The following is a 24,089-nucleotide window of genomic DNA, read 5'->3' as shown; positions in this document are numbered from 1 at the left end:
AAGCTAACGCACCATGAAGCTCGCGCCCAAGGCGATCCTCGAAGGCACCCGTCTGACGGGCAAGACGGATCCGGCCGACGCGCTCAACGAACACCCCGCCTCGTCGGTCACCGGAAGTACCGCTACCACTCACCGCTGAGCTACTGCTCGTGGATCGTCGACCGGTTCCACCTGTCCACAACGGCCTTCCAGGCTTGGGGCGTCGGAGGCACAACGTCTGGCGACGTGCTCAGTTGTCGGCCTTCTCGTGCACGACCTCCATGAGCTCGCCGAGCTGCGCGAGCTGGTCCGGCGTGAAGAGGTCGACGAGGTACTCGCGCACGGTCTCCACGTGACCGGGCGCGGTGGTCGTGAGCAGCTCCCGCCCGGCCTCGGTGAGGACGGCGACGATGCCGCGCTCGTCGGACTCGTGCGGTTCGCGCCGCACGAGCCCGCTCTTCTCCAGCTTGCCGATCTGGTAGGTCAGCGAGCTCTTCGACACGACCACCCGCCGGGCCAGCTCGGTCATCCGCATGCGGTTGCCGGGCTGCTCGGACAGCACGACCAGCACGTTGTACTGCGCGTGCGAGAGCCCCGCGTCGCGCTGCAGCTGCTGTTCGATCTGCCGTTCGAGGAGGTGGTACGCCTGGACGAAGTGGTGCCAGGCGTACGTCTCCTCCTCGGACAGCCACCGCGGGTTCGCCATGGCTCGCAGATTAGTTGGTGGGCGTCTTCTGGTTGCCCTTGGCGAGCAGCGAGTTCCGCCGGCTGTAGATGAAGTAGGCACCGACACCGAGCGCCATCCACACGAGGAACCGGATCCAGGTGAACACGGTCAGGTTCAGCATCAGCCACAGGCAGGCGAGGATCGCGAGGATCGGCACCAGCGGCACGAGCGGCACCTTGAACCCGCGCGGCAGGTCCGGCCGGGTCTTGCGGAGCACCAGCACACCGGCGGACACGAGGATGAACGCGAACAGCGTGCCCACGTTGACCATCTCTTCGAGCGTGCCGATCGAGGTGAAGCCGGCCGCGATGGCGACGACGATCCCGATGATGACCGTGATCCGCGTCGGCGTGCCGTGCTTGCCGGTCTTCGCGAGCCCGCGCGGCAGCAGCCCGTCGCGCGACATCGCGAACAGCACCCGGCTCTGGCCGAGCATCAGCACCATGACGACGGTGGTCAGACCCGCGAGCGCACCGACCGAGATGACGGTCGCCGCCCACGTGACCCCGTTCTCGGCGAACGCACTGGCGAGCGTCGCACGCGACCCGTCGGCCTGGGTCTTGAGCTTCTCGTAGGGCACCATGCCCGTGATCACCAGCGACACCGCCACGTACAGCACGGTGACGATGGCGAGCGAGCCGAGGATGCCGCGCGGCACGGCCTTCTGCGGGTTCTTGGTCTCCTCCGCCGTGGTCGCCACGACGTCGAACCCGATGAACGCGAAGAACACGAGGCTCGCGGCCGCGAGCAGTCCCAGCGTGCCGTACGAGCTGCCGCCGAAGCCGGTGATCGCGCTCAGCAGCGACTGGTCGACCCCGCTGTGCGCACCGCCACCGGTCTCCGCGGGAGGGATGAACGGCGTGTAGTTCTCCGCCTTGATGTACTGGACGCCCAGGATGATCACCAGCAGCACCACGGCCACCTTGACCGTCGTGATGACGGTGCTGACCCGCGAGCTGAGCTTCGTGCCCACCACCAGCAACGCCGACAGCGCACCGATCAGCACCACCGCGCCCCAGTCGAACTGCAGCGGCCCGAGCGCGACCGTCGTCTTGACCTGGACACCGAGCTGCGCCAGCACCGTCTGCAGGTAGATCGACCAGCCCTTGGCCACCGCGGCGGACCCGAGCGCGAACTCCAGCACCAGGTCCCAGCCGATGATCCACGCCGCGAACTCGCCGAACGTGGCGTACGAGAACGTGTACGCGCTCCCCGCCACCGGCACCGTGGACGCGAACTCCGCGTAGCACAACGCCGCCAGCGCACACGCGATCGCCGCCAGCACGAACGCCAGCGACACCGACGGCCCCGCCAGGTTGCCCGCGGTGCTCGCGGTGAGCGTGAAGATGCCGGCACCGATCACGACCGCGACACCGAAGACGGTCAGGTCCCAGGCGGTGAGCTCCTTGCGGAGCTTGGTGTCCGGCTCGTCCGTGTCCGCGATCGACTGCTCGATGGACTTCGTGCGCCACAACCCGTTGCCCGGCACGATCGATACCTCCTCAATGGAACGCGTTCGGCCCACCCTAGAGGTATCACCAGGTGAGATGCCCGCAGCTGTGTTCGGACGTTGTCAGGACTTCCGTGCTTCCCGATCCCGAACGCGGCGAAACCCGCCGCGGCGAAGCGAGACGGGTTCCGGAGGTGTTCGAGGTTTTCTCGGGCGGTTCCGCGGTGAGCAGCTTCCCCGCCGAACGCCGCGATCGTCTGCCTGGGCGGAGAAGGGGAGTCACCCAGGCACCCTTCTTGCCCGGTTGGCTCCCCTTCTCCGGCCTGGTTCGCAGTGCGACCGCACAAGGCCCGCTCACGGCGAAGCCCGCCCCGGTCGAGACCGGGACGGGCTTCGAGCCGAAGGCGAGGCGTGAAGGCCTTTCCTCGGGCGGTTCCGCGGTGGGTGGCTTCCCCGTCTAGCGCTCCGATCGTCCTGCCGGGCCTGGGGAGGGATGTCAACCGGGCACGCCCTTCGCCCGGTTGACATCCCTGCCCAGGTCTGGCGCGCTCCGAAGCGCTCGACGGGGAAGACGCACACCGCAACGCAACCAACAACGCAACCGGCAGCCGCACAAAGCAACAGGCGTGCCATCTACCCACTCATCGCGTCGGCGGCTTCTTTGGGAGTGTCGGGGTCTGGGGCGGAGCCCCAGGAACGGCGAAGCCCGCCCCGGCCGAGACCGGGACGGGCTTCGACTGCACAACCGTCAGGCGCTGGTGACCGTCGTCCGGTCCAGGTCCGGCTCCAGGTAGATGAGCCGCGCGTGCGGCACCTTGCCCCGCACCCGCTGTTCCGCGTCGTTGATGGCCTGCGCGACCTCGTCGAGCGGCAGCTGCGGCTCCAGCGCGATCTTCGCCGCGACCAGCAGCTCCTCGGGGCCGATGTACTGGGTCTTGATGTGGATGACGCGCTGCACCTTGCCCGCGGCGAGCTCGTCGCAGATCACGTCGAGGTCGGAGTCGGAGGCGCCCTCGCCGATCAGCAGCGACTTCATCTCGATGATGAGGATCACGGCGATGATGCCGAGCAGCACGCCGATCGCGATGGTGCCGAGCGCGTCGAAGACCGGGTTGCCGGTGACCATGGTGAGGCCGACGCCGAGCAGTGCCAGCACCAGGCCGATGAGTGCGCCGAGGTCCTCCAGCAGCACGACCGGGAGCTCCGGGGTGCGGGAGTTGCGGATGAAGCCCCACCAGGAGGCGTCGCCCTTGATCTTCTTCGACTCGTTGATCGCGGTGACGAAGCTGTAGGACTCCAGGCCGATCGCGACGACGAGGATGCCGACCGCCACGAGCGGGCTGGTGAGGCCCTCCGGGTGCTGCAGCTTGTGGATGCCCTCGTACAGCGCGAAGACCGAGCCGAGGGTGAAGAGCATCAGCGCCACCACGAACGACCAGAAGTACCGGTCGCGGCCGTAGCCGAACGGGTGCAGCCTCGTGGCCCTGCGCTGGGCCGTCTTCTGCCCGAGCAGCAGCAGGCCCTGGTTCGACGTGTCCGCGAGCGAGTGCACCGACTCGGCGAGCATCGACGACGAGCCGGTGATCAAGAATCCGGTGAACTTGGCCACCGCGATACCGGCGTTCGCCAGTAGCGCTGCGACGATGGCCTTGGTTCCGCCCCCTGCTGACACGCCTGTCTCCTCGCACCTGTCCCGGCCGGAGCCGGTCCGCTTTGTCCGGTCGTGAACCTTAGTCCGTTCCCGCCGTGGCGCGGAAAAGTTGAGCGGATTCAACACCATCCGGTCGAACGAGCACCGCCGGGTCCGACGCGGGCAGCCACACGGACTGGCCGCGGGTCAGGGTCAGCTCCTCGCCGCGGGAGTTGGACAGCACCGCGGCGCCGTCCGTGCAGATCATGATCTGCGGGCCGTCGTGGTCGAGCCGGGTCTCGCCGGTGAGGTCCAGGCGGGACAGCTCGAACTCCGGCGCGGGCGTCCGGTAGACCCGCACGCCGGGCGCGACCTCCTCGCCGGTCGACACGGGCATGTCGCCGCAGGCGAAGTCGAGCACGCGCAGCAGCTCCGGCACGTCGACGTGCTTCGGCGTGAGACCGCAGCGCAGCACGTTGTCCGAGTTGGCCAGGATCTCGATGGCGGTGCCGCGCAGGTAGGCGTGCAGGTTGCCGGCGGGCAGGTGGATCGCCTCGCCCGGCTGCAGCACGATGCGGTTCAGCAGCAGCGCGGCCAGCACCCCCGCGTCACCGGGGTAGGACTCGCCCAGCTCCAGGATCGTGCGGCACTCCAGGTCGAACTGGCCGCGCTCCTTCACGTGCAGCACGCACGCGTCGAGCACCTGCGGCAGCAGCGACGAGAGCGACGTCTGCGGCAGCGTGATCAGCATCGTGAACAACGCGCGCAGGCCCGACGAGTCGGGCTGGGCGACGAGCATCTCGGTGTACGGCGCGAGGTCGGGTGCGTCGAGCGACCGCAGCAGCGCCGCCGTGCGGTCGGGCGCCCGGAAACCCGCGAGGGCGTGGAACTCGGTCAGCGCGCAGATCAGCTCCGGCTTCGCGGCCGGGTCCTTGTAGTTGCGCACCGCGGCGTCGCGCGGCACGCCCGCGGCCTCCTCGGCGGCGAAGCCCTCGGCGGCCTGCGCGGCGGACGGGTGCGCCTGCAGGCTCAGCGCCTCCTCGGCGGCGAGCACCTTGAGCAGGAACGGCAGCCGGCTGCCCCACCGGTCGATCAGGCGCCGGCCGAGCTGGGCGTCGGGGTCCGCTGTCAGCAGGTCGAGCAGCGAGTGCTCGGTGCCGTCGGCGCCGACCACGCGGGACGGGTCGCCGGGGTGGGCGCCCATCCACAGCTCGGCTTCGGGATGAGGTGCGGGCACCTCCTTCCCGAGCAGCTCTGCGATGGCCGTGCGTGATCCCCACGCGTACGGCCTCACCGCGTTGTGCAGCAGGTCCACTTCTCGTTCAGCTCCCCAAACTCAGTACGGGTTGCCGCCGAGCGTTCCGGCGGCCAGCCCGAGGTACAACGCGGCGAGCTCGAAGCGGAGCGCGAGCAGCGCGGCGCTGACCGCGTCGCCTCCCGCCACCACCTCGACCGCCGGTTCGAGCACGTCGGCACCGGGCAGCGCGTCCTCGGCGGCGCGCCGCAGCGCCTCGGCCACGGGGCCCTGGCGCACGGCCAGCAACAGCACGCGGACGAGTCCACCGGTCTCGTCGTCCGGGTCGGCGAACAGGTCCGCGCCGGAAGTTCCCTGCACGGCCCGCCGGTGCAGCACCGGGCGGGTCAGTGCCTGCGGATACCCGGCGACGTCGGAGGCAACCCCGGCGAACGCGGCCAGCACGCCCGCGCCGTGCACCCCGACGGACGTGGCGACGTCGTCGAGGCCCCACAGCAGCGGCGTGCGGTCGGCCACACGCAGGGCCAGCGACTTCGCCGGGTTCACGAACGACTCGTGCACCGGGTGGTTGCGCTCGGCCTCGCGGTCGAGCTCGTCGGCGATCAGGTCGACGTCGACCTTCAGCAGGCCGAGCGAGCCCAGCACCGTGAGCCACGCGGCGAGCGCGCGGTGGAAGCTGAAGCCCGGCGGCACGTCCACGCGCGGCGGCAGCAGCACCGCCCTGCCCGCGGCCGCGGCGGCGACCGGGCCGGAGTCCGGCGCGGTCACCAGGGTCCGCGCGCCCCTGCGGGCGGCGCGGTCGATCGACTCGGCGAGCACCCGGTCACCGGGGTCCTCGGTGTGCGCGAGCACGACGTCGAGCGCGCCGACCCACGGCGGCACCTCGTCGGACACCACGACCGGCACCGAGCACCCCGGACCGAGCAACGCCACGACGACGCCCGCCACCGCGACGGCGTGACCGGGCCGGGTGACCAGGACGACCGCGCGGGGGCGTTCGGCGAAGACCCGGTCCACCCCCGCCTCGGCCGCGGCCTCCGCGGTGGCGCGCACCTGGGCGCCGGCCCGTGCGGCGGCACGCAGCCAGCCGCCCGTGTCGGCGTCGGCGAGGCGGCTCGAGTCGTCGAGCAGCGTGTCGTCGAGCACCTACGTCACCCAGCCGACGGCGGCTCGACCGCCTCGTCGAGCAGCAGGACCGGGATGCCGTCGCGCACCGGGAACGAACGGCCGCACGCGGTGCACGTGAGGAAGTCCGCCTCCGGGTCGTCCGGCGTCCCGAGCCGCAACGGGGCGTGCTCGGGGCACGGGCAGGCCAGGATGTCCAGCAACTGCTCTTCGAGCTTGACGGCCACTTCTGTTCTCTCCTCAGCCCCGCACGATCGCCAGGACCTCGTCGCGCAATGCGGCGACGGCCTCGGCGTTGGCGGCTTCGACGTTCAGGCGCAGCAGCGGCTCGGTGTTCGAGGCCCGCAGGTTGAACCACGCGCCGTCCGGCAGCTGCACGGTGAGACCGTCGAGCTCGTCCAGCGCGACGCCGTCCCGCGAGCCGAACGCCTCCTTGATGGCGGCGATGCGACCGGCCTGGTCGGTGACCGTGGAGTTGATCTCACCGGAAGCGGAGTAGCGCTCGTACGCGCTGGTCAGCGCGGAGAGGGGGCCGTCCTGCTCGCCCAGCGCGGCCAGCACGTGCAGCGCGGCCAGCATGCCGGTGTCGGCACGCCAGAAGTCGCGGAAGTAGTAGTGCGCGGAGTGCTCGCCACCGAAGATGGCACCGGTCTTGGCCATCTCCTCCTTGATGAACGAGTGGCCGACGCGCGTGCGCACGGGCTTGCCGCCGTGCTCGGTGACGATCTCCGGGACGGCGTGCGAGGTGATCAGGTTGTGGATGACCGTGCCGCCGGGGTCCTTGGCCAGCTCGCGCACGGCCACGAGCGCGGTGATCGCGGACGGGCTGACCGGGTCGCCGTTCTCGTCGACGACGAAGCAGCGGTCGGCGTCGCCGTCGAACGCCACACCGGCGTCCGCGCCCTCGGCCTTGGTGCGCTCCTGGAGGTCGACGATGTTCTTCGGGTCGAGCGGGTTCGCCTCGTGGTTGGGGAAGCTGCCGTCGAGCTCGAAGTACATGGGGACGACCTCGACGGGCAGGCCCTCGAACACCTGCGGCACCGTGTAGCCGCCCATGCCGTTGCCCGCGTCCACGACGATCTTGAGCGGGCGGATGGTCTTCAGGTCGACCAGCTGGTTCAGGTAGGCCGCGTACTCGACGAGCATGTTCCGCTCCTCGAACGTGCCCGGTTCGACGCCCTCGGCGTCGGGCACCTGGTTCTCCGCGTCCTGGCGGATCTGCGCGAGACCGGTGTCCTGGCCGACCGGGCTCGCGCCCGCGCGGCAGAGCTTGATGCCGTTGTACTGCGCCGGGTTGTGGCTCGCGGTGAACATCGCGCCGGGCAGGTCGAGCTTGCCGGAGGCGAAGTACAGCATGTCGGTGCTGGCGAGACCGATGCTGATCACGTTGACGCCCTGCGCCTGCGCGCCCTCGGCGAACGCCCTGGACAGCTCGGGCGAGGAGTCGCGCATGTCGTGCCCGATCACGATCGCGGGTCCGCCGACCAGGCGGGCGAAGGCCGCCCCGAAGTCGCGAACCACACCGGCGTCCAGCTGTTCGCCGACCACCCCGCGGATGTCGTACGCCTTGACGATGCCGGACAGGTCACGCACGCCGCACACTCCCGAAACTCGCTCTTGACGGCCACTGCCAGGGCAGCCTACCGGCGAGCAGATCAGCGACGCGTGTGGTCGTGGGTTGAGTGGCTCAGTCCTCGTGCGGATCCGGAAGAACGCGCAGGTGACCGCGCCGCTGGGTCCCCGCCGGGACCTCGGGCAGCTTCGGGGTCACATCTGCTCGTCCGGCCTCGCGCACGGCCTCGGCAAGCGCCGTCAGGTCGTCCACGCTCGGCTCGGGGGCCGCGAACTCACCCTGATGCCTCACGACCTCCCAGCCGCGCGGCGCCGTGAGCCGCATCGCGTGCTCCTCGCACAGGTCGTAGCTGTGCGGTTCGGAGTACGTGGCGAGCGGTCCGACGACTGCGGTGGAGTCCGCATAGGCGTAGGTGAGCGTGGCGACAGCCGGGTTAGCACACCCGGTTCGCGAGCACCGTCTCACGCTCCGCACGATCCGGGACGATAGCGCGTCCACGCGGGGCTGTGTGTGAGGCACGCTGTGTTTGCTCCCGCGGGACAGCAACTAGGCTGCTGGGTTGTGGTGATGGCACGGGGTTCACGGCGGCAGGATTCGCCGCGTCGGCGCAGTCGCGACCGGCACGGCAGGGGCCTGCGCGGTCCGCTCTACCCGGCCACCCTGCCCGCGGCCCGCTCACGGGCGGAGCGCTTCGACGCTCTGGTGATCGAGGCGCTGGAGCCCATCGAGGCCCGCTGGCGCACCGAGCTCACCCAGCTCGACGTGGCCGTCGACGACGTGCCCGACGTGCAGGTGGAGGGCGAGGACGGGGTCGTCGAGGACGGCAACGTGCCGCTCGCGCGCCTGCTGCCCGCGGGTTCGGACCAGCGCGCCCGCATCGTGCTGTACCGCCGGCCGCTGGAGGCCCGCGCGAAGGACGGCGCGGACCTCGCGGACCTGGTGCACGAGGTGCTGGTGGAGCAGGTGGCGAACTACCTCGGGCTGGACCCGGACGTGATCGACGAGAGCTGACCCCCGCCGACTGTCGGACCCCGCGACTAGAATCGAAATCGGGGGATCCCGGCGCCGTCGTGTGTGTGGAAACACGCACGGCACCTATGGCGGCCCGCTCACGCACGGCACCTACAGCGGCCCGCTTACGCACGGCACCTGTGGCAGCCCGCACCCGCACGACACCCACGGCGGCCCGCCCACGCACGGCACCCACGGCGACCCGCCCACGCACGACACCCACGGCGACCGCACACGCACGACACCCACGGCGGCCCGCCACCCATGACACCCACGGCGGCCCGCTCACTCACGGCACCTACAGCGGCCCGCTCACGCCTGGCGCCGCCGCGTGGGGATCGCCGTCAGCACCGTGAACAACGCCACCGCGGCCTGCGCGAGCAGCAGCAGGTCCCGCAGCGTTGTGCTCATCGTCACCCTCACCTCGGCCCCCGCCCCCGGCAGCGGCACGCCGACGAGGTGGCCCCAGGACCGCACGACCGGCACCTGCTGACCGTCCACGAACACCTCCCAGCCCGGTTCGTCCTCGGCCGCGAGCACCAGCACCCGCCCGTCGGAGCCCGGCGAGACCCGCACCGCCACGTCCGGCAGCGTCACGTTCACCGGCGCCACCTCCGCTGCCGGTTCCGCGGGCGGGTCGCCGCCGGTGCGCGCGCGGCGGGCCAGTTCCGGCGGCAGCAGCACGCCGGTGTCGGACACCAGCCGGATGCGCAGCACGGGACGGCCCGCGGTCGTCGGTGCCGCCACCGACACCAGCTCCCCCGCCGCGGCACGCACGCGATCGGCGTCCGCGGCGGTGGGCAGCACCACGAACGACACGCCGGACGACGCCGCTTGGGCCAGCGCCACCCCCACGGCGGAGGACGACCCGTCGAGCAGGGACGTGGTCCACCGGCGCAGGCGTGCGGGTGAGGACGTGGTCGGCACGAGGTCGTCGTCGCCGAAGGCGGGCATGCGGCCGGCCACCTGGCGGGTCGGGGTGCCGAGGACCAGCACCGACCGGCCCGAGCGGTCCAGCTCCGCTGTCAGCGACGCGCTCAGCTGCTCGCCACCGTCGGCGCGCAGCGGACCGGTCCGCAGGTCGAGCACCCCCGCGACACCCAGGCTGGCCAGCGTCACCACGCCCACGGCGTACACCGCGCGCCGCACCCGCAGCCGACCGGCGACGCCCGGCGTGACACCGCGCCGGCACCCGGCCAGCACCACCCAGACGAGGCCCCAGGCGAGGATCACCAGCGGTGTTCCCGGCCAGGCGTGGAAGGCGGTGACCGCGGCCAGCGCGCCGATCGCCAGCACGACCACGAACAGGCCGGGCAGCATCGCCGCGTTCGGGCGCAGGACCGCGGCGGCGAACGCGGCGGCCGCGAAGACCGAGCACACGATCAGGTTCGGCGGCGGTGAGGAGTAGGCGGCGCCGAGGCCGTTCAGGACCATCTCGGGGTGTTGCAGCAGGACGGCGGGCCACGGCAGCAGCAGCGCCATCGGCAGCAGGACGATCGCGAACAGCGCGGCGATCCGGCGGGCACCGCCCGACACCGCCACGAAGCCGACCAGGGCCCCCACCAGCGCCACCACGTGGCTCAGCGGCGAGAACGCGCCGAGCACGGCGACGCCGACGGCCGTTCCCGAGGCCATGGCGAGCCATGCGTGCGTGGACGACGCGCGCAAGACCGCGTACACGCCGGCGAACACCAACGGCGTGACGATGTGCACGACGACGACGTCCAGGCGCCCTTCGGCAACGGCGGTCGTCGACACGGGCAGCAAGCCGTAGAACGCGGCGACCACCGCGCGCACGGAACGCCGTACGCGCATGCCACGGGAAGCGATGTACGCCGACAAGGCCGCCAACGGGATGTCACCCAGGAGCAGCATCGCTACCGCGAACCGGGGCCCGCCCGGCACCAGGCCGAGGAACGCCAGCGCCGCGGGAGCCGGGGCCGCTGTTCCGCCGGCCACCGGGTGCCACGACGCCAGGTACGCCGACCACACCTCGCCGAGCGACCCGACCGGCAGCAGCCGGCCGCCCGCGAGGTCCAGGCCGAGCCGCGACCAGTTCGCCACCACCGCCAGCGCCGACAGCCCCAGCAGCAGCAACACCGGTGGTGCCAGCACCAGCGACCGCAGCACCCGGCCCTGGTCGACCTCGACGAACACCATGTCGCGGCGCGGTCCCGGTGAGGGCCGCGGCTTGGGCGACGGCCGCAGCGCACCCGGCAGCGCCGCGTCGACCGTGACCACGACGGGCGGGCGGCGCAGGCCCGCGACCCGCGGCCGGCCGCGTGCGCCGGCCGGCAGCGCGGACGGTCCGACCGGCCGCGGCGAGTCCACTTCGGACGGCTCCAGCCACGCGGACCCGGAATCGGTTGCGGGCAAACGACCCAGTGCGGCGTCGGCCTCGACGCGGCGGCGGATCAGGAACGCGGCCCCGGCGCGCAGGGCGTTGCGGAACCGGGTCAGCCTGCTCGTGAAGAGGCCGGGCACGACCGCGGAACCGCGCCGCGCCCTGCGTCCCTCCAGCAGCCGGCCGCGGGTCAGCAGGTACCGGGCGGCACCCACCTCCGCGTGCGCGTCGGCGAGACGTCGGAGCAGCAGGAAGCCCAGCGCCCGCAGCAGGGACAACAACAGCAGGCGCGGGAGTCCGATGAGGAACGAGGGACCCGAGGTGTTGACCAGGAACGTGCGCATCCCGTGCGCGCGGTCGACGCCGCGGACCGACGGACCGGGTCGTGCGACGGCCGCGTCCAGCAGGCGCAGGCCCTTCGTCGCCGCACGGGCGTGCCGCATCCGGGCGACCGGGACGCAGAGCACCAGGTGGCCCGCGCGGTTGACCCGCCAGCCGAAGTCGACGTCGTCGCGCAGCAACGGCATCGCCTCGTCGTACCCGCCGAGCGCGTGCCAGACCTCGCGGCGGATGAGCGACCCCGCCGACGACACCGCGAGCACCTCGGCGCTCTGCTGGAACAGCGCGCTGTGCTCGGTGGACGAGAGCCCGGTCTGCCGGTGGCCGGAGGCGTCGGTCGAGAGACCCGCCTCCACGACGAGCCGGGGGTCCTCCCAGTCGAGGCAGAGCGGGCCGAGCACCGCGGCGGAGGGCGAGACCTCGGCCGCGGTCAGCAGGGCGGCCAGGCAGTCCGGTTCGGGTGCGCTGTCGTCGTGCAGCAGCCACAGCCACTTGCCGGGGTCTCCCCAGCGGTCGACGGCGTGCTCGACCGCCAGCCGCAGCGCGGTGCCGAAACCGGTACCGCGCGGCAGCGACAGCACGCCGTCGAGCAGATCTTCGGCCTCCGCCAGTACTTTCGCGGTGCGATCGTGGGATCCGGTGTCGACCGCGATCACGTGGCGGGGACGAATTCGCTGACGCCGCAAAGCGGACAGCGCCGTGCTGAGCCACTGGTCGCCGTCGTGGCAGACCAGGACGCACAGCACCGGCGCGGTCCGGAGCCTCGGGTGAGGGCTTGTCACTCCCTCAAGTTAAGGCAAAAAGATCACACTTCCAGACGTCTCAGACGGCTCGCTTCTTCAGCTTGCGGCGTTCTCTCTCCGAGAGACCGCCCCAGATGCCGAAGCGTTCGTCGTGCTGGAGCGCGTACTCAAGGCACTCCGAACGCACCTCGCAACCCAGACAGATGCGCTTGGCCTCCCGCGTCGAACCACCCTTTTCGGGGAAGAACGCCTCGGGATCCGTCTGCGCGCACAGGGCGCGTTCCTGCCAGTCCTGCTCGTCGGCTGGGTCGAACAGGTACGACAGTTCGCCCTGTACGACCGGCTGCGCGACGTGATCTTCTTCGAATTCCTGCATTTCGTCCGCCTCCTCGCCTTCCGCTCTCCCCGGTTGGCGGACGCCAGACGCCGTTCCCACAACGACGAATGACACCGATGTGATTACACCTGCGTCACAGCGGGGGGTCAAGCCGAGTCCACACGTCGGGGGATATTCGCGCAGATGGCCGTTGAAACCTTGACGTGCAGCACAGACGGTGATCCACGTACCGCAACCCGTCCCCGAACGGCCCACCGCGCCAGCCGACACGCCACACTGGTGGGGTGAAGCGATCAGCGGTGCGCCCCAGTCCACTGTTCCTCGGCCTGCTCGCGGCGACCGCCGCCGGAGCCGTCCTCACCCTGTTCGAAGGCGATGTGGCCGTCATCGCCGGCACCGTCCTGTTCGTGCTCGCCGGCTGGGCGGTGACGTTGTGCCTGCACGAGTTCGGGCACGCGGCCGTCGCCTACCGGGGTGGCGACTTCTCGGTGCGCGACAAGGGATACCTGACCCTCGACATCCGCCGCTACACCGACCCGGTGCTCAGCATCGTCCTGCCGCTCGTCCTGCTCGCGCTCGGCGGAATCCCCCTTCCGGGTGGTGCCGTGTGGATCAACCACCACGCGCTGCGCTCCAAGAAGGTCGAGTCGATGGTCTCGCTGGCGGGCCCGGCCACCAACCTGGCGGTCGGTGCCCTGTTGGTCGCGGTCGTGGCGCTGTTCGACCCGCCGGGAGCGCTCACGGCGGCCATTTCGTACCTGGCTCTGTTGCAGGTGCTCGCCTTCGTGCTGAACATCCTGCCCATCCCCGGCCTGGACGGCTGGGGCGTGTGGGAGCCGTTCATGTCGTACGAGGCCCAGCGCTTCGGCGCCAAGGTCCGGCCGTGGGCGCCGCTGGTGCTGTTCGCCGTCCTGTTCACCTTCTCCGAGGTCAGCCGGCTGCTGTTCCAGGTCTCGACGTGGGTGTTCGAGCTCATCGGCGGCAACTCCGTCGGCGCGTTCTACGGCTACGCCAACTTCATGTTCTGGCGCTGACTCCGGGCGCCTCGGGGCGCTGTGGAAGCATGGCCCGGCGTGAAGGTCGTAGCACTGGTCGGCGGGGTCGGCGGCGCGAGGTTCCTGCAAGGGCTCAAGCACCTGGGAGCCGACGTCACCGCGGTGGTCAACACCGGCGATGACGTGTGGATGCACGGACTGCGCATCTGCCCCGACCTCGACACCTGCATGTACACGCTGGGCGGCGGCATCGACTCCGAGCGCGGCTGGGGCCGTGCGGACGAGTCGTGGACCGTCAAGGAAGAGCTGATGGCCTACGGCGCCGAGCCCAACTGGTTCGGGCTCGGCGACCGGGACATCGCCACGCACCTCGTCCGCACCCGGATGCAGCGCGCCGGCTACCCGCTGTCCGCGGTCACCGAGGCGCTGTGCACCCGCTGGCAGCCGGGCGTGAAGCTGCTGCCGATGTCGGACGACCGGGTGGAGACGCACGTCGTCGTCGAGCTCGACGGCGAGACGAAGGCCATCCACTTCCAGGAGTGGTGGGTCAAGCACCGCGCGGCCGTGCCCGCGAAGTCGTTCGCGTTCGTCGGTGCCGAGACCGCCACCGCCGGTCCCGGGGTGCTCGACGCGATCGCCGAGGCCGACGCCGTGGTGCTGGCCCCGTCGAACCCCGTCGTGAGCATCGGCACGATCCTGAACGTGCCGGGTGTGCGGGACGCGCTGCGCAAGACGGACGCCGGTGTCGTCGGCCTGTCGCCGATCATCGGCGGCAAACCGTTGCGCGGCATGGCGGACGCTTGTTTGGACGCGATCGGTGTCGAGACCTCCGCCGAGGGGGTCGGGCGACTCTACGGTTCCCGCAAGTGCTCTGAGGACGGCATCCTGGACGCGTGGCTGGTCAACACCGGTGACCGCGCCGACGTGCCGGGGGTCGCGGTGCGCGCGGTGCCGCTGCTGATGTCCGATGTGGACGCGACGGCGCAGATGGCGCGCGCCGCGCTCGACCTCGCCGGGGTCGACGTTGGCTGACCACGCCGCGGCCGCGCTGGAGCTGCTGCCGGTGCCCGGTCTGCCGGAGTTCCGGCCTGGCGACGACCTGGCCCGTGCGATCACGACCGCCGCGCCCTGGCTGCGCGACGGCGACGTGCTCGTCGTGACCTCCAAGGTGCTGTCCAAAGTGGAGGGCAGGCTGGTCACCGTGCCCGCCGACCCCGAGGAGCGCGACCGCGTCCGCCGCGAGCACGTGACCGCGGAGTCGGTGCGGGTGCTGGCCCGCAAGGGCAGGACGCTGATCACCGAGAACCGGCTGGGCATCGTGCAGGCCGCGTCCGGTGTCGACGCCTCGAACGTCGCCGGTGACGAGATCGCGCTGCTGCCGCTGGACCCGGACGGGTCGGCGGCGGCGTTGCGCGCCTCGGTGAAGTCCCTGCTCGGCGTGGACGTGGCCGTGGTCGTCACCGACACGATGGGCCGTGCGTGGCGAGTCGGTCAGACCGATGCCGCGATCGGTGCGTCCGGTCTGCGCGTGCTGCACGACTACGCGGGCTCGGTCGACCGGCACGGCAACGAGCTGTTCGTCACTCAGGTCGCGGTGGCCGACGAGATCGCGGCGGCGGCCGACCTGGTCAAGGGCAAGCTCGGCGCGGTGCCGGTGGCGGTGCTGCGCGGGTACGAGGTGGTCGACGACGGGTCGAGCGCGCGGGAGCTGACCCGGCCGACCGAGTTCGACCTGTTCCGCCTCGGCACGGAGGAGGCGCTGGCCCAGGGCCGCGCGGAGGCCGTGCTGCTGCGCAGGTCCGTGCGGTTCTACTCGGACGAGCCGGTGGACCTCGCGGTGCTGCGGCGCGCGGTCGGGGCGGCGCTGACCGCACCCGCTCCGCACCACACGGGGCCGGTGCGGTTCGTGCTGGTGCGGGAGAAGCGGGCCGCGCTGCTGGCGGCGATGCGCGAGCAGTGGGAACGCGACCTGCGCGGCGACGGGTTCACCGACGAGCAGGTCGCGCGCCGGGTGCGCCGGGGCGACCTGCTGGTGGAGGCGCCGGAGGTGGTGGTGCCGTTCCTCGTCCGCGAAGGCGCGCACACCTACCCCGACGCGCGGCGGGCCGACGCCGAGAAGACGATGTTCACGATCGCCGGCGGCGCCGCCGTGCAGGGGCTGCTGGTGGCGCTGGCCGCCGAGGGCCTCGGTTCGTGCTGGGTGTCGTCGACGATCTTCTGCGCGGACGTCGTGCGTTCCGTGCTGGACGTGCCGCGGGACTGGGAGCCGCTGGGCGCGGTGGCCGTGGGCCACCCGCTGGAGCCGCTGGTCCCCCGCGCACCGCTGGAAGGACTGATCGAGCTGTGACACTGCACGCCGACGCCGTCGCGACCCTGCGGGCGTTCTCGGGGCAGGACGCGTTGAAGGAGGCCTACCTGGGCTTCCTGGCCGCACGCGAGGACGCCTGTCAGCGGTCGTGCGAGCCGGGGCACCTCACGGCCTCGGCACTGGTGCTGGACGCGACGGCCGAGCACGTGCTGCTGACGCTGCACCCGCGCGTCGGCCGGTGGCTGCAGCTCGGCGGTCACTGCGAGCCGGAGGACGTCTCCCTGACCGCGGCCGCGTTGCGCGAGGCCACCGAGGAGTCCGGCATGCGCGGGCTGCGGATCGAACCGACCCCGATCCACCTCGACGTGCACCCGATCACGTGCTCGCTGGGCGTGCCGACCCGGCACTTCGACGTGCGGTTCCTGGTGCGCGCCCCGGTCGGTGCGCAACCGGTGCGCTCGGCCGAGTCGGTGGACCTGCAGTGGTGGCCGCTGGACTCGCTGCCGGCCGACGTGGACGACCTGCACCCGTTGATCGAGTCGGCGCTGGCCCGCCTGCGCTAGAACTTGCGGTAGTCGCGGGGTGAGAACCGCGGGGCTCGCCGTGGGCGGTGCAGGCCCGCGGCCTGGAGGTAGCAGACCGCGCGGTGCCGTTGTGGCGTGTAGGGCGCGAGGAGTTCCATCATTCCGTCGTCGTCGCCCGGCGTGCCGGTCAACGCCCACGTGACGTTCTTGGCGACGTGGAAGTCGCCGACGCTCACGGCGTCCGGGTCGCCCCAGGACCGCTGCGCCACCTCGGCGGAGGTCCACACGCCGATGCCGGGCACCTTCTCCAGCAGCTCACGGCTGCGCATCTCCGCCGCCTTCTCCAGCTGGTGCGCGACCTGGGCGGCGTTGACCAGCGTGCGCCGCCGCGCGCCGTCGAGGCCGCACTGGTGCCACTCCCAGTCCCGCAGGCCCAGCAACCGCTGCGGCGTCGGCGGGACCTTGAGCGGCAACGGTCCCGGCGCGGGTTCGCCGAACCGGCGGCCGAGCTCGCGCCAAGTCCGGAACGCCTCCGTGCCCGTGACCTTCTGCTCCAGGATCGAGGCGAACAGCAGGTCCCACACCCGGCCCGTGCTGCCCAGCCGCAGTCCCGGCCGCCGCCGGCGCGCCTCGGCGACGACGTCGTGGTGCGCGACGAACTCGTCCACCGGGTCGTCCGCGCCGAGCAGGGCGGGCAGGCCGTCGAGCAGCCACAGCCCGCCGTCACCCCACGCCCGCGCGCGCACCTCGTCGCCGACCCTGGTGACGTGCAGGGTGCCGGGCCCGCACGGGGTGTTCGCCGCGAACCAGATGCCGCCCTCCGTGCTGAAGGACGGGTCACCCGGCCCGCGGCGCAACGGCCCGAGCACCGCTCCCAGGTCCAGTGGGAACGGTGGTGTCCAGTTCCTCTCAGGCATCCGTCGAAAAGCGCACACCGGCCTCCGGCAACACCACGCCGGGCCACACGCGCGCCCCACCGATCAGCTCGCACCGCGCCCCGATCACCGCCGAGTCGCCCACGACCGCGTCCCGCAGCACCGCACCGGCCTGCACCAGCGCACCGGCGCCGACGATCGACCGCTCGACCACCGCGCCCTCGCCGACCACGGCCCCGTCGAACAGGATCGCGCCGTCGAGCACCGCGCCCTCGGCCACCGTGCAGTTCGCACCGACCGTGCTGCCGCCGCGGACCGTCGCACCCCCGTGCACGTTCGCCCCGTCGAGCACGAGGAAGTCACCGGCCTGGGCGACCGCGGCCGACGGCGCGACACCGCGCACGAGGTCGGCTGACCCCTGCACGAACGCCTCCGGCTTGCCCAGGTCCAGCCAGTAGGTGGCGTCCACGTGCCCCTGCAGCCGCCGGCCGGCCTCCAGCAGCCCCGGGAACGTCTCTCGCTCCACCGACACCGGCCGGCCCGCCGGGATCGCGTCGATGACCTCGCGCTTGAACACGTAGCAACCCGCGTTGATCTGGTCGGTCGGCGGGTTCTCGGTCTTCTCCAGGAACGCCTGGACGCGCCCCTCCTCGTCGGTGGGCACGCACCCGAACGCCCGCGGGTCAGCCACCTTCACCAGGTGCAGCGTGACGTCCGCCGCGTGCTGCCGGTGCGTGTCCACGATCCCGGCCAGGTCGACGCCGGACAGGATGTCGCCGTTGAAGACCATCACGTCGGGCTCGCGCAGCTTGTCGGCCACGTTCCTGATGGCGCCCGCCGTGTCCAGCGGCACCTCCTCGACCACGTACTCCAGTTCCAGCCCGAGCCTCGACCCGTCCCCGAAGTACTCCTCGAAGACCTCGGCCTTGTAGGAGGTGCCGAGCACCACGTGGGTGATCCCGACCTCCTTGATCCGCGACAGCAGGTGCGTCAGGAACGGCACCCCCGCAGTCGGGAGCATGGGCTTGGGAGCGGACAGGGTAAGCGGGCGAAGACGGGTGCCTTTACCCCCGACCAGCACCACAGCTTCAACGCCGTGCACCTTTTTCCTCCTCCGCGTTACAGCAAGCCGTTCGACGGAATACTCTGACACGAAGCAGATCGTCAGATGGAGTCTGGTCCCGCCAGGGATCTGGTCCCGGCAAGGAGCTGAATCCGACATGGACCCCCGCGACCGGGCCGACGCCTTGCTCGCCCGCGCCCGCGCACGTGGGCGGAACATCGTGACGCCGGACAACATGACGTCCCCCATGGACTCCTCGGCCACCCTGCAGATCCCGCGCAGCCTGGTCAACGCGGTGGACCCGCGCCTCGACCCGGACTCGACGATGGTCCTCTCGGCCGCCCAGGCAGCGGGCCAGGCGGCCGTGCCCCGCCCCGGTCAGGCCCACCGCCCGCAGCAGCACCGCCCGCAGCAGCACCCGGTGCCGGCCCAGCCGCTGCCGTCCCCCGCCGCCGCGGCCGACGACGCGGAGATCACGCAGGTCGTGCAACCGGGCATGATCCCGACCGTCTCCCACCACCAGACGACCCGCTCCTCGCTCTCGCAGCGGTTGAGCGGCGACATGTGACCTGCGGCCCGCGCGTGCGCCCGGTTCCTGGGTGAGCGGGATCACCCGCGGTCAGTCCGCGAACGTCACCGGGTGAGCATCCGGACCCGCACCCCCAGCCCCGCTCGCACCGCCCACCGGAACGGCGCCCACAGCACCCCGCGGTGCCGGTCCGCCAGGTACCGGTAGGCAGACCGGTGGTGCTCGGCCAGCATCCGGTCCGACGCCCGCGCCGTCGAGTGGCCGCCGATGTGCACGACCTCCGCGTCGGGCACGTACACGTTGACCCACCCGGCCCGCGCCACCCGGTCACCGAGGTCGACGTCCTCGAAGTACATGAAGTACCTCTCGTCGAACCCGCCGACCGCGTCGAACGCCTCCCTGCGCATCAGGAAGCACGACCCGGACAGCCATTCGGCGACGCGTTCGACGGGTTCCTGCTCCTGCCGGTAGGCGCGCGTCCACGGGTTGCCCGGCCACACCACCGCGAACAGGGCGTGGCCGATGCCCCGCCCGACGGACGGCAGGAGCCGCGCGGACGGGTAGACCTCACCGCTGGGTTCGCGGATCAGGGGGCCGAACATGCCGCCGCGGGGCCAGCGGGCCGCCGCGTCGATCAGCGTGTCGACGCTGCCGGGGGAGAACTCGATGTCGGGGTTGGAGATCAGGATCCAGCCGACGTCGGCGGGCAGTGCCGCGACGCCGCGGTTCGCTCCGCCGCCGTAGCCGAGGTTGCCCCCGGTGGGCACGAAGGTGACGTGCTCGCGTTCGGCGGCCACCTGCTGGGGCACGCCGTCGGTGGAGCCGTTGTCGGCGAGGATCACCCTGATGTCGCGCGTTGTCGCCTTCGCGAGGGTGTCCACGAACGGTGCCAGCGTCTCGCCCGGCGAGTACGTGACCGTCACGACACCTAGTCCGTCGCCGTAGTTCACGCGCGACACGATAGTGGTTCGGTGTTGCGCGAAAACGCGTGCACCGTCAGCGGCGGTGGCGGATGAGCGATGCGCGCTCGTAGGCGAGCCGGTGGCGTTCGGCGCTGACGGCCCACGAGAAGTCCTTCGCGCGCTGCTGACCGGACGTGGCCAGCGACGATCGGCGGGCCGGGTCGTCCAACAACTCGGCGATCGCCGCCGCGATGTCACCCGCTCCGACACCGCAGTACGCGACCGCCTCGCCACCCACCTCCGGGAGCGACAGTCTTCGGGTGGTGAGCACGCAGGCGCCGCACGCCATCGCTTCGAGCACCGGCAGGCCGAAGCCCTCGCCGAGCGACGGGTAGGCGACGAGCTGCGCGCCGCCGAGGAAGCCGGCGAGCTGTTCGAACGGCAGGTAGCCGGCGCGGATCACGCGGATGCGGTGCGGGACCGAGTCGAGCGCGCGTTCGACCTGGCTGTCCCAGCCGGGCTGGCCGGCGAGCACCAGCGCGGGCGGGTTCGGGCGGCCGGCGACGGCCTGGGCGAAGCCGCGGATGAGCGCCGGCACGTTCTTGCGGGGTTCGAGTGCGCCGAGGAACGCCACGTAGGGCGTCTCCCCCAGCGACAGCGCGGTCCGCACGTTCAGGACCTCGTCGGGCGACGGCGGGTGGAAGCGCTCGGTGTCGACGCCGTGCTGGGCGATGTGCAACGCCCTGCGGTCGGCGCCGGCCACGCGCACCAGCTCGTCCGCGGTGGCCTGCGACGGCACCACGCACAGGTCGGCGCGCTTGAGCGACGCACGGGTCCACGCGCGGAAGAAGCGCGCTTTGACCGACGAGTGCAGCACGGGGTCGGTGAAGAACGTCGCGTCGTGCAGCGTCACGACCGACGCGGCCTTGCTCGCGATCGGCAGCGTGTAGTGCGGCGAGTGCAGCACGTCGACGCCCAGTGTGCGCACCAGCCGCGGCAGCGTCGTCTGTTCCCAGGTCAGGCGTGCTGTCCTGGTCGCGACGGCGTCGGCGGCGCGGAGCACGCGGGCGTTCGGGGCGATCTTGGTGAAGAGGTCCTCGTCACGCGGCTGGCAGACGACGGAGAGCTTGGCGCCGTCCGCGTCGAGCGCCGCGACGAGCGAATCCACGTAACGCCCGACGCCACCTCGGTCCGCGGGCACGGCGGTGGCGTCGATCAGCACGCTGGGTTCGACGATCGGCACGGTCAGCAGCGTACGGTCATCGCGAAACCCACTTACACCGAATGCATCAACTACGTGGTTACATGTGGGTTGCCCAGACACCGCGCGCAGTCTTTTCCCAGGTGAACTCACTCGCGCGAGTGATCCCGGCCTCTTTGGTGTGGTCCGGGTCGGCCAGCACCGCCCGCAGCCCCTCCGTCAGCGACGCGAGGTCGCCGCGCCGCACCGCGGTGCCCGCTCCGCCCGCCACCTCCACGAGCGCCGGGTCGTCGGAGTGGACCACCGGCACGCCCGCCGCCATGGCCTCCAGCACCGGCAGCCCGAACCCCTCCGCGAGGCTCGGCGCGGCCAGCGCGGTGGCCCCGGCCAGCACCGATGCCAGCCGTTCGTCGCTGACGCCGCCGAGCAGCCGGACGTGCGGCGCGCGCAGGTCGACACCGCCCCAGCCCTGCGGCCCGACGACCACGAGCGGCACGCGCAGCCGTTCGGTGGCCCGCACGAGGAGGTCGAACCCCTTGCGCGGCTCGATCGTGCCGATCGCGAGCACGTAGGTGTCGGGGAGGTCCGCCGGCCTGCCGGTCGCCTGGAGGTTCGTGACGCCGTTCGGGACGACGTGGACCGGGACCTCGACCGGGACGTGCTCGGCGAGCTGGTCGGCGACCGCCCTCGTCGGCACGACCAGCGCCTTGGCCTCCCTGGCCGCGCGCGTGATCACCTTGCGGTGCCAGGCGACCCCGCGCGGCGTGAGCGTCTCGGGGTGCGTCCACGGCACGACGTCGTGCACCGTCACGACGGCCCCCGCGCGCGGTGCGAGCGGTGTCGGCGCGTGCACGTGCGGCCCGAGGTGTGGCGGAAGACCGCGCTCCCACAGCGCCACCAGCACCCGCCGCGGCACCCGCAGGTTCCGGTCGGCGCCGGCCGTGGCGGCGGTGCTCACGCCCCACCCGCCGGGCGCGGTCGCGCGGAGGGCGCGGAGCAGCTCCGCGGTGTACCGGCCGGTCCCGCCGGGGACGGGCGCGTTGAGTTGCTCGGTCAGCACTACCAGCTCGGGCACGTCGCGTACCGTCTCACGCCGTGTCGCCGCTCAGCACCGTGGTGGTCGTGACGTGGCGCGGCCGTGACCACGTCACGGCCTGCCTGGACGCCCTCTCCGCCCAGAAGAGTCCACACAGGACGATCGTCGTCGACAACGCCTCCGACGACGGCACGGCAGCGCTGATCAGCGGGCACGAGGTCGTGCGCCTGTCGTCGAACCGCGGCTACGCCGGTGGCCTCGCCGCGGTGCTGGCCATGGTCGAGACGCCGTACGTCGCCTGGTTGAACGACGACGCCGTGCCCGACCCGTCGTGGCTGGCCGAGCTGGAGCGGGCGCTGGAGGGTGACCCCGGCGCGGCCGCGGCCACCTCGTCGATCCAGCTGACCGACGGCTCGACGCAGTCGGTGGGCGTCGCGCTGACCGCCGACGGGTACGGCCGGGACGTGGTGCTGGCCGGGCGCGAGGTGTTCGGGTTCTGCGGCGGGGCGGCGCTGTTGCGGACCGGCGTGCTGCGGGCCGTGGGCGGGGTGCCGGCGAGCTTCTTCTGCTACTACGAGGACACCGACACGGCCTGGCGGCTGCGGCTGGCCGGGCACCGGGTGATCTCGGTCGGGCCGGCGCGGGTGCGGCACCGGCACGGCGCGTCGACCAGGCCAGGCTCGGTGCTGTTCCACCGCTGGAACGAGCGCAACCGCCTGCTGATGCTGCTGCGCTGCGCACCCATGCCGGTCGCGCTCTCCCAGCTCGGGCGGTTCGCCGCGATCACGGCGCTGCTGCCGTTGCGGGAGAACGTGCCGGACGCGGCCAACTTCCGGGTCGGGTTGCGCGTCCGGGTGCTCGCGGAGGTGGTGGTGCGGCTGCCGGCGTCGCTGTGGCAGCGGGCGCGGATCACGACGACGGCCGGCCGCCGGCGCGTCTGGCGGGAATGGGCCGGCCGGTGATGTCCCGGCGCAAGCGCAGACCGGTCCGCACGAGGAACGGCCCGAGCCGCGAGCCACGCGCCGTCCACGACCCCGAGGAACCGGCGCACCGGCGCGCGCTCGACGCGGTGCAGCAGCGCCTCGCCCGGTGGCTGGTCGCGGGTGGCGGCGCGGCCGTCCTGGCCGGGTCCGCTCTCGGCATCACCGTCGACGTCGGCTTCCTGCTCGTCGGCCTGCTCGGCGGGCTCGCCTTCGCGCTCGGCGTCAGCGCCCTGGGCGAGCGCAAGGCCGTCGCGCTGCCCGCGTTCGCCGTCGGGCTCGCGGCGCCGTTCGTCCTCACGTTCGGCGGGCACAGCGTGGTGATGGACGAGATCGGCCACACGGAGCAATGCGCGGTCACCGAGGCCGTCGAGCACCCACGGACCAAGTACCCGTCGGTCGACTACGTGCTGACCTGTCCCAGCGGCGAGGTCGAGCTGAGCCGCGACTGGCCCGACCGCCTCCGCGGGCACGAGGCCCAGGTCAGGATCGGTCCGCCGGCGCGGCCGGTGTTCGCGGAGCCGGGCGGGTGGAACCTCTGGGTGGTCACGGGCGTCCCCCTGGTGATGATCGCACTAGTGCCACTGGCCAGGGCCCTCAGGAAACGGCCATGAGCCGGCCCGTCCCGCTGATCGTGGCCGGCGTGCTCGGCATCGCCGCGGCCGCCGTCCTGGGTGCCGTCGTGCCCGACGAACACCGGCTCGCGGTGATGGTCCCCGGCTGCCTGCTCGCGTGCGCGTTCGCGTGGGGGATCGGCGAGCTGAGCGACCCGTGGCTGGTGCTGCCCGCGTTGATGGTGCTGGTGCCGGGCACGGCGGTGCTGGCCGGTGACGGTCACCGCGCGTTGATGGACGTGTTCGCGCACCGCGACACGTGCGTCGTCGAACGGGTCGACGAGGTCGCCGGCCAGGACAACCCCGTCCACGCGCACCGCGTCCTGTGCCCGGACGGTGCTCGGCTCACGATCGTCGTGCAGGGCGACGCCGACAAGCGGCTGCCGCCGGGACCGGCGACCGTGCTGCGGCACGAGTGGATGCGGCCGCTGCTCGCCGACCGCAACGACTGGTCGGTGGGCTGGGTGGCCGGCGTGCCGGTCGCGGTCCTGCTCCTGCTGATCTGTGCGACCAGCCTGCGGGCGCGCAGAGTGATGAGGCAGGCTTAGC

At 72.2% G+C, this 24,089-nt stretch carries 25 protein-coding genes; 10 read left to right on the top strand and 15 right to left on the bottom strand.

All coding sequences use genetic code 11. From position 1 onward, the window contains the following. Window positions 1-13 precede the first annotated feature (13 nt). Window positions 14-139: a hypothetical protein gene (locus tag ACZ7CF_RS19075; protein ID WP_360395025.1), complete on the top strand. Its 126-nt coding sequence runs from the start codon at window positions 14-16 to the stop codon at window positions 137-139. A 90-nt stretch (window positions 140-229) separates the two neighbouring features. On the opposite strand, the gene ACZ7CF_RS19070 is transcribed toward ACZ7CF_RS19075, so the two are convergent. The 8 genes from ACZ7CF_RS19070 to ACZ7CF_RS19035 all read right to left on the bottom strand — a co-directional run bounded on the left by ACZ7CF_RS19070 (window position 230) and on the right by ACZ7CF_RS19035 (window position 8,213). Further along, window positions 230-685 carry a MarR family winged helix-turn-helix transcriptional regulator gene (locus ACZ7CF_RS19070; RefSeq protein WP_458430323.1) on the bottom strand — a complete coding sequence of 152 codons (456 nt, stop codon included), beginning with the start codon at window positions 683-685 and terminating at the stop codon, window positions 230-232. A 10-nt stretch (window positions 686-695) separates the two neighbouring features. After that, window positions 696-2,195, bottom strand: a complete 1,500-nt coding sequence (locus ACZ7CF_RS19065; protein WP_360395020.1) for an amino acid permease — start codon at window positions 2,193-2,195, stop codon at window positions 696-698. A 709-nt stretch (window positions 2,196-2,904) separates the two neighbouring features. Continuing rightward, window positions 2,905-3,828 (bottom strand): cation diffusion facilitator family transporter, encoded by a 924-nt coding sequence (locus ACZ7CF_RS19060; protein WP_360395017.1) that lies wholly within the window; start codon window positions 3,826-3,828, stop codon window positions 2,905-2,907. Window positions 3,829-3,886: 58 nt separating this feature from the next. Continuing rightward, the gene (gene manA, locus ACZ7CF_RS19055; protein WP_470370150.1) at window positions 3,887-5,101 is read right to left on the bottom strand and encodes a mannose-6-phosphate isomerase, class I; all 1,215 of its coding nucleotides are present in this window, start codon (window positions 5,099-5,101) and stop codon (window positions 3,887-3,889) included. A 21-nt stretch (window positions 5,102-5,122) separates the two neighbouring features. Next, on the bottom strand, window positions 5,123-6,187 hold the full coding sequence (locus tag ACZ7CF_RS19050; protein WP_458430321.1) for a hypothetical protein: 1,065 nt from the start codon (window positions 6,185-6,187) through the stop codon (window positions 5,123-5,125). 5 nt (window positions 6,188-6,192) lie between these two features. Beyond that, complete coding sequence (locus ACZ7CF_RS19045) at window positions 6,193-6,393, bottom strand: Trm112 family protein (protein ID WP_360395010.1); 201 nt, start codon at window positions 6,391-6,393, stop codon at window positions 6,193-6,195. Window positions 6,394-6,406: 13 nt separating this feature from the next. Then, window positions 6,407-7,759 (bottom strand): phosphomannomutase/phosphoglucomutase, encoded by a 1,353-nt coding sequence (locus ACZ7CF_RS19040; protein WP_360395007.1) that lies wholly within the window; start codon window positions 7,757-7,759, stop codon window positions 6,407-6,409. Window positions 7,760-7,853: 94 nt separating this feature from the next. After that, on the bottom strand, window positions 7,854-8,213 hold the full coding sequence (locus tag ACZ7CF_RS19035) for a DUF3499 domain-containing protein (protein WP_197288925.1): 360 nt from the start codon (window positions 8,211-8,213) through the stop codon (window positions 7,854-7,856). 93 nt (window positions 8,214-8,306) lie between these two features. Between ACZ7CF_RS19035 and ACZ7CF_RS19030 the strand changes: the two genes are divergently transcribed. Next, window positions 8,307-8,750, top strand: coding sequence for a metallopeptidase family protein (locus ACZ7CF_RS19030; RefSeq protein WP_470370149.1), 444 nt, complete (start codon window positions 8,307-8,309; stop codon window positions 8,748-8,750). A 312-nt stretch (window positions 8,751-9,062) separates the two neighbouring features. Here ACZ7CF_RS19030 and ACZ7CF_RS19025 read toward each other — a convergent pair whose 3' ends face one another. Further along, window positions 9,063-12,215 (bottom strand): glycosyltransferase, encoded by a 3,153-nt coding sequence (locus ACZ7CF_RS19025; RefSeq protein ID WP_470370148.1) that lies wholly within the window; start codon window positions 12,213-12,215, stop codon window positions 9,063-9,065. A gap of 40 nt (window positions 12,216-12,255) precedes the next feature. Continuing rightward, window positions 12,256-12,552, bottom strand: coding sequence for a WhiB family transcriptional regulator (locus ACZ7CF_RS19020; RefSeq protein ID WP_045315329.1), 297 nt, complete (start codon window positions 12,550-12,552; stop codon window positions 12,256-12,258). Window positions 12,553-12,812: 260 nt separating this feature from the next. Between ACZ7CF_RS19020 and ACZ7CF_RS19015 the strand changes: the two genes are divergently transcribed. From ACZ7CF_RS19015 to ACZ7CF_RS19000, 4 genes are read left to right on the top strand one after another with little or no spacing between them, the layout of a single operon-like run. Then, window positions 12,813-13,547: a site-2 protease family protein gene (locus ACZ7CF_RS19015; RefSeq protein ID WP_360395661.1), complete on the top strand. Its 735-nt coding sequence runs from the start codon at window positions 12,813-12,815 to the stop codon at window positions 13,545-13,547. A gap of 39 nt (window positions 13,548-13,586) precedes the next feature. Further along, on the top strand, window positions 13,587-14,540 hold the full coding sequence (gene cofD / locus ACZ7CF_RS19010) for a 2-phospho-L-lactate transferase (RefSeq protein ID WP_470370147.1): 954 nt from the start codon (window positions 13,587-13,589) through the stop codon (window positions 14,538-14,540). Beyond that, window positions 14,533-15,855, top strand: coding sequence for a coenzyme F420-0:L-glutamate ligase (locus ACZ7CF_RS19005; protein ID WP_470370146.1), 1,323 nt, complete (start codon window positions 14,533-14,535; stop codon window positions 15,853-15,855). Before cofD ends, ACZ7CF_RS19005 begins: the two co-directional genes overlap by 8 nt. Then, the gene (locus ACZ7CF_RS19000; RefSeq protein WP_470370145.1) at window positions 15,852-16,379 is read left to right on the top strand and encodes an NUDIX hydrolase; all 528 of its coding nucleotides are present in this window, start codon (window positions 15,852-15,854) and stop codon (window positions 16,377-16,379) included. Before ACZ7CF_RS19005 ends, ACZ7CF_RS19000 begins: the two co-directional genes overlap by 4 nt. On the opposite strand, the gene ACZ7CF_RS18995 is transcribed toward ACZ7CF_RS19000, so the two are convergent. Next, a complete protein-coding gene (locus ACZ7CF_RS18995; RefSeq protein WP_470370144.1) occupies window positions 16,376-17,257 on the bottom strand; it encodes a DNA-3-methyladenine glycosylase family protein in 882 nt (293 codons plus the stop codon). The two genes, ACZ7CF_RS19000 and ACZ7CF_RS18995, sit on opposite strands and share 4 nt — an antisense overlap. Next, a complete protein-coding gene (gene manB / locus ACZ7CF_RS18990; RefSeq protein ID WP_470370143.1) occupies window positions 17,250-18,317 on the bottom strand; it encodes a mannose-1-phosphate guanylyltransferase in 1,068 nt (355 codons plus the stop codon). Before manB ends, ACZ7CF_RS18995 begins: the two co-directional genes overlap by 8 nt. Before the next feature lie 118 nt (window positions 18,318-18,435). On the opposite strand from manB, the gene ACZ7CF_RS18985 reads away from it, so the two are divergent. Then, window positions 18,436-18,846 carry a hypothetical protein gene (locus ACZ7CF_RS18985; RefSeq protein WP_360394983.1) on the top strand — a complete coding sequence of 137 codons (411 nt, stop codon included), beginning with the start codon at window positions 18,436-18,438 and terminating at the stop codon, window positions 18,844-18,846. Window positions 18,847-18,911: 65 nt separating this feature from the next. Here the strand turns inward: ACZ7CF_RS18985 and ACZ7CF_RS18980 are convergent, their stop codons facing one another. The 3 genes from ACZ7CF_RS18980 to ACZ7CF_RS18970 all read right to left on the bottom strand — a co-directional run bounded on the left by ACZ7CF_RS18980 (window position 18,912) and on the right by ACZ7CF_RS18970 (window position 21,985). Further along, window positions 18,912-19,757 carry a glycosyltransferase family 2 protein gene (locus ACZ7CF_RS18980; RefSeq protein ID WP_360394981.1) on the bottom strand — a complete coding sequence of 282 codons (846 nt, stop codon included), beginning with the start codon at window positions 19,755-19,757 and terminating at the stop codon, window positions 18,912-18,914. A gap of 46 nt (window positions 19,758-19,803) precedes the next feature. After that, window positions 19,804-20,931 (bottom strand): glycosyltransferase family 4 protein, encoded by a 1,128-nt coding sequence (locus ACZ7CF_RS18975; RefSeq protein WP_360395659.1) that lies wholly within the window; start codon window positions 20,929-20,931, stop codon window positions 19,804-19,806. Between the two features lie 79 nt (window positions 20,932-21,010). Next, window positions 21,011-21,985, bottom strand: a complete 975-nt coding sequence (locus ACZ7CF_RS18970) for a glycosyltransferase family 4 protein (protein ID WP_470370142.1) — start codon at window positions 21,983-21,985, stop codon at window positions 21,011-21,013. Window positions 21,986-22,005: 20 nt separating this feature from the next. Between ACZ7CF_RS18970 and ACZ7CF_RS18965 the strand changes: the two genes are divergently transcribed. Genes ACZ7CF_RS18965 through ACZ7CF_RS18955 form a run of 3 tightly spaced genes read left to right on the top strand, consistent with a single transcriptional unit; the run spans window position 22,006 to window position 24,088 of the window. After that, a complete protein-coding gene (locus ACZ7CF_RS18965) occupies window positions 22,006-22,908 on the top strand; it encodes a glycosyltransferase family 2 protein (RefSeq protein ID WP_470370141.1) in 903 nt (300 codons plus the stop codon). Next, window positions 22,908-23,540 carry a hypothetical protein gene (locus ACZ7CF_RS18960; RefSeq protein WP_470370140.1) on the top strand — a complete coding sequence of 211 codons (633 nt, stop codon included), beginning with the start codon at window positions 22,908-22,910 and terminating at the stop codon, window positions 23,538-23,540. Before ACZ7CF_RS18965 ends, ACZ7CF_RS18960 begins: the two co-directional genes overlap by 1 nt. Beyond that, window positions 23,537-24,088, top strand: a complete 552-nt coding sequence (locus ACZ7CF_RS18955; protein WP_470370139.1) for a hypothetical protein — start codon at window positions 23,537-23,539, stop codon at window positions 24,086-24,088. The genes ACZ7CF_RS18960 and ACZ7CF_RS18955 overlap by 4 nt, the downstream gene beginning before the upstream one ends. Window position 24,089 lies beyond the last annotated feature (1 nt).

The sequence above is a fragment of the Lentzea sp. NPDC036955 genome (assembly GCF_055608005.1).
Note: the sequence above shows the minus strand (reverse complement) of the source record. Positions and strands in the feature narration are given on the sequence as shown.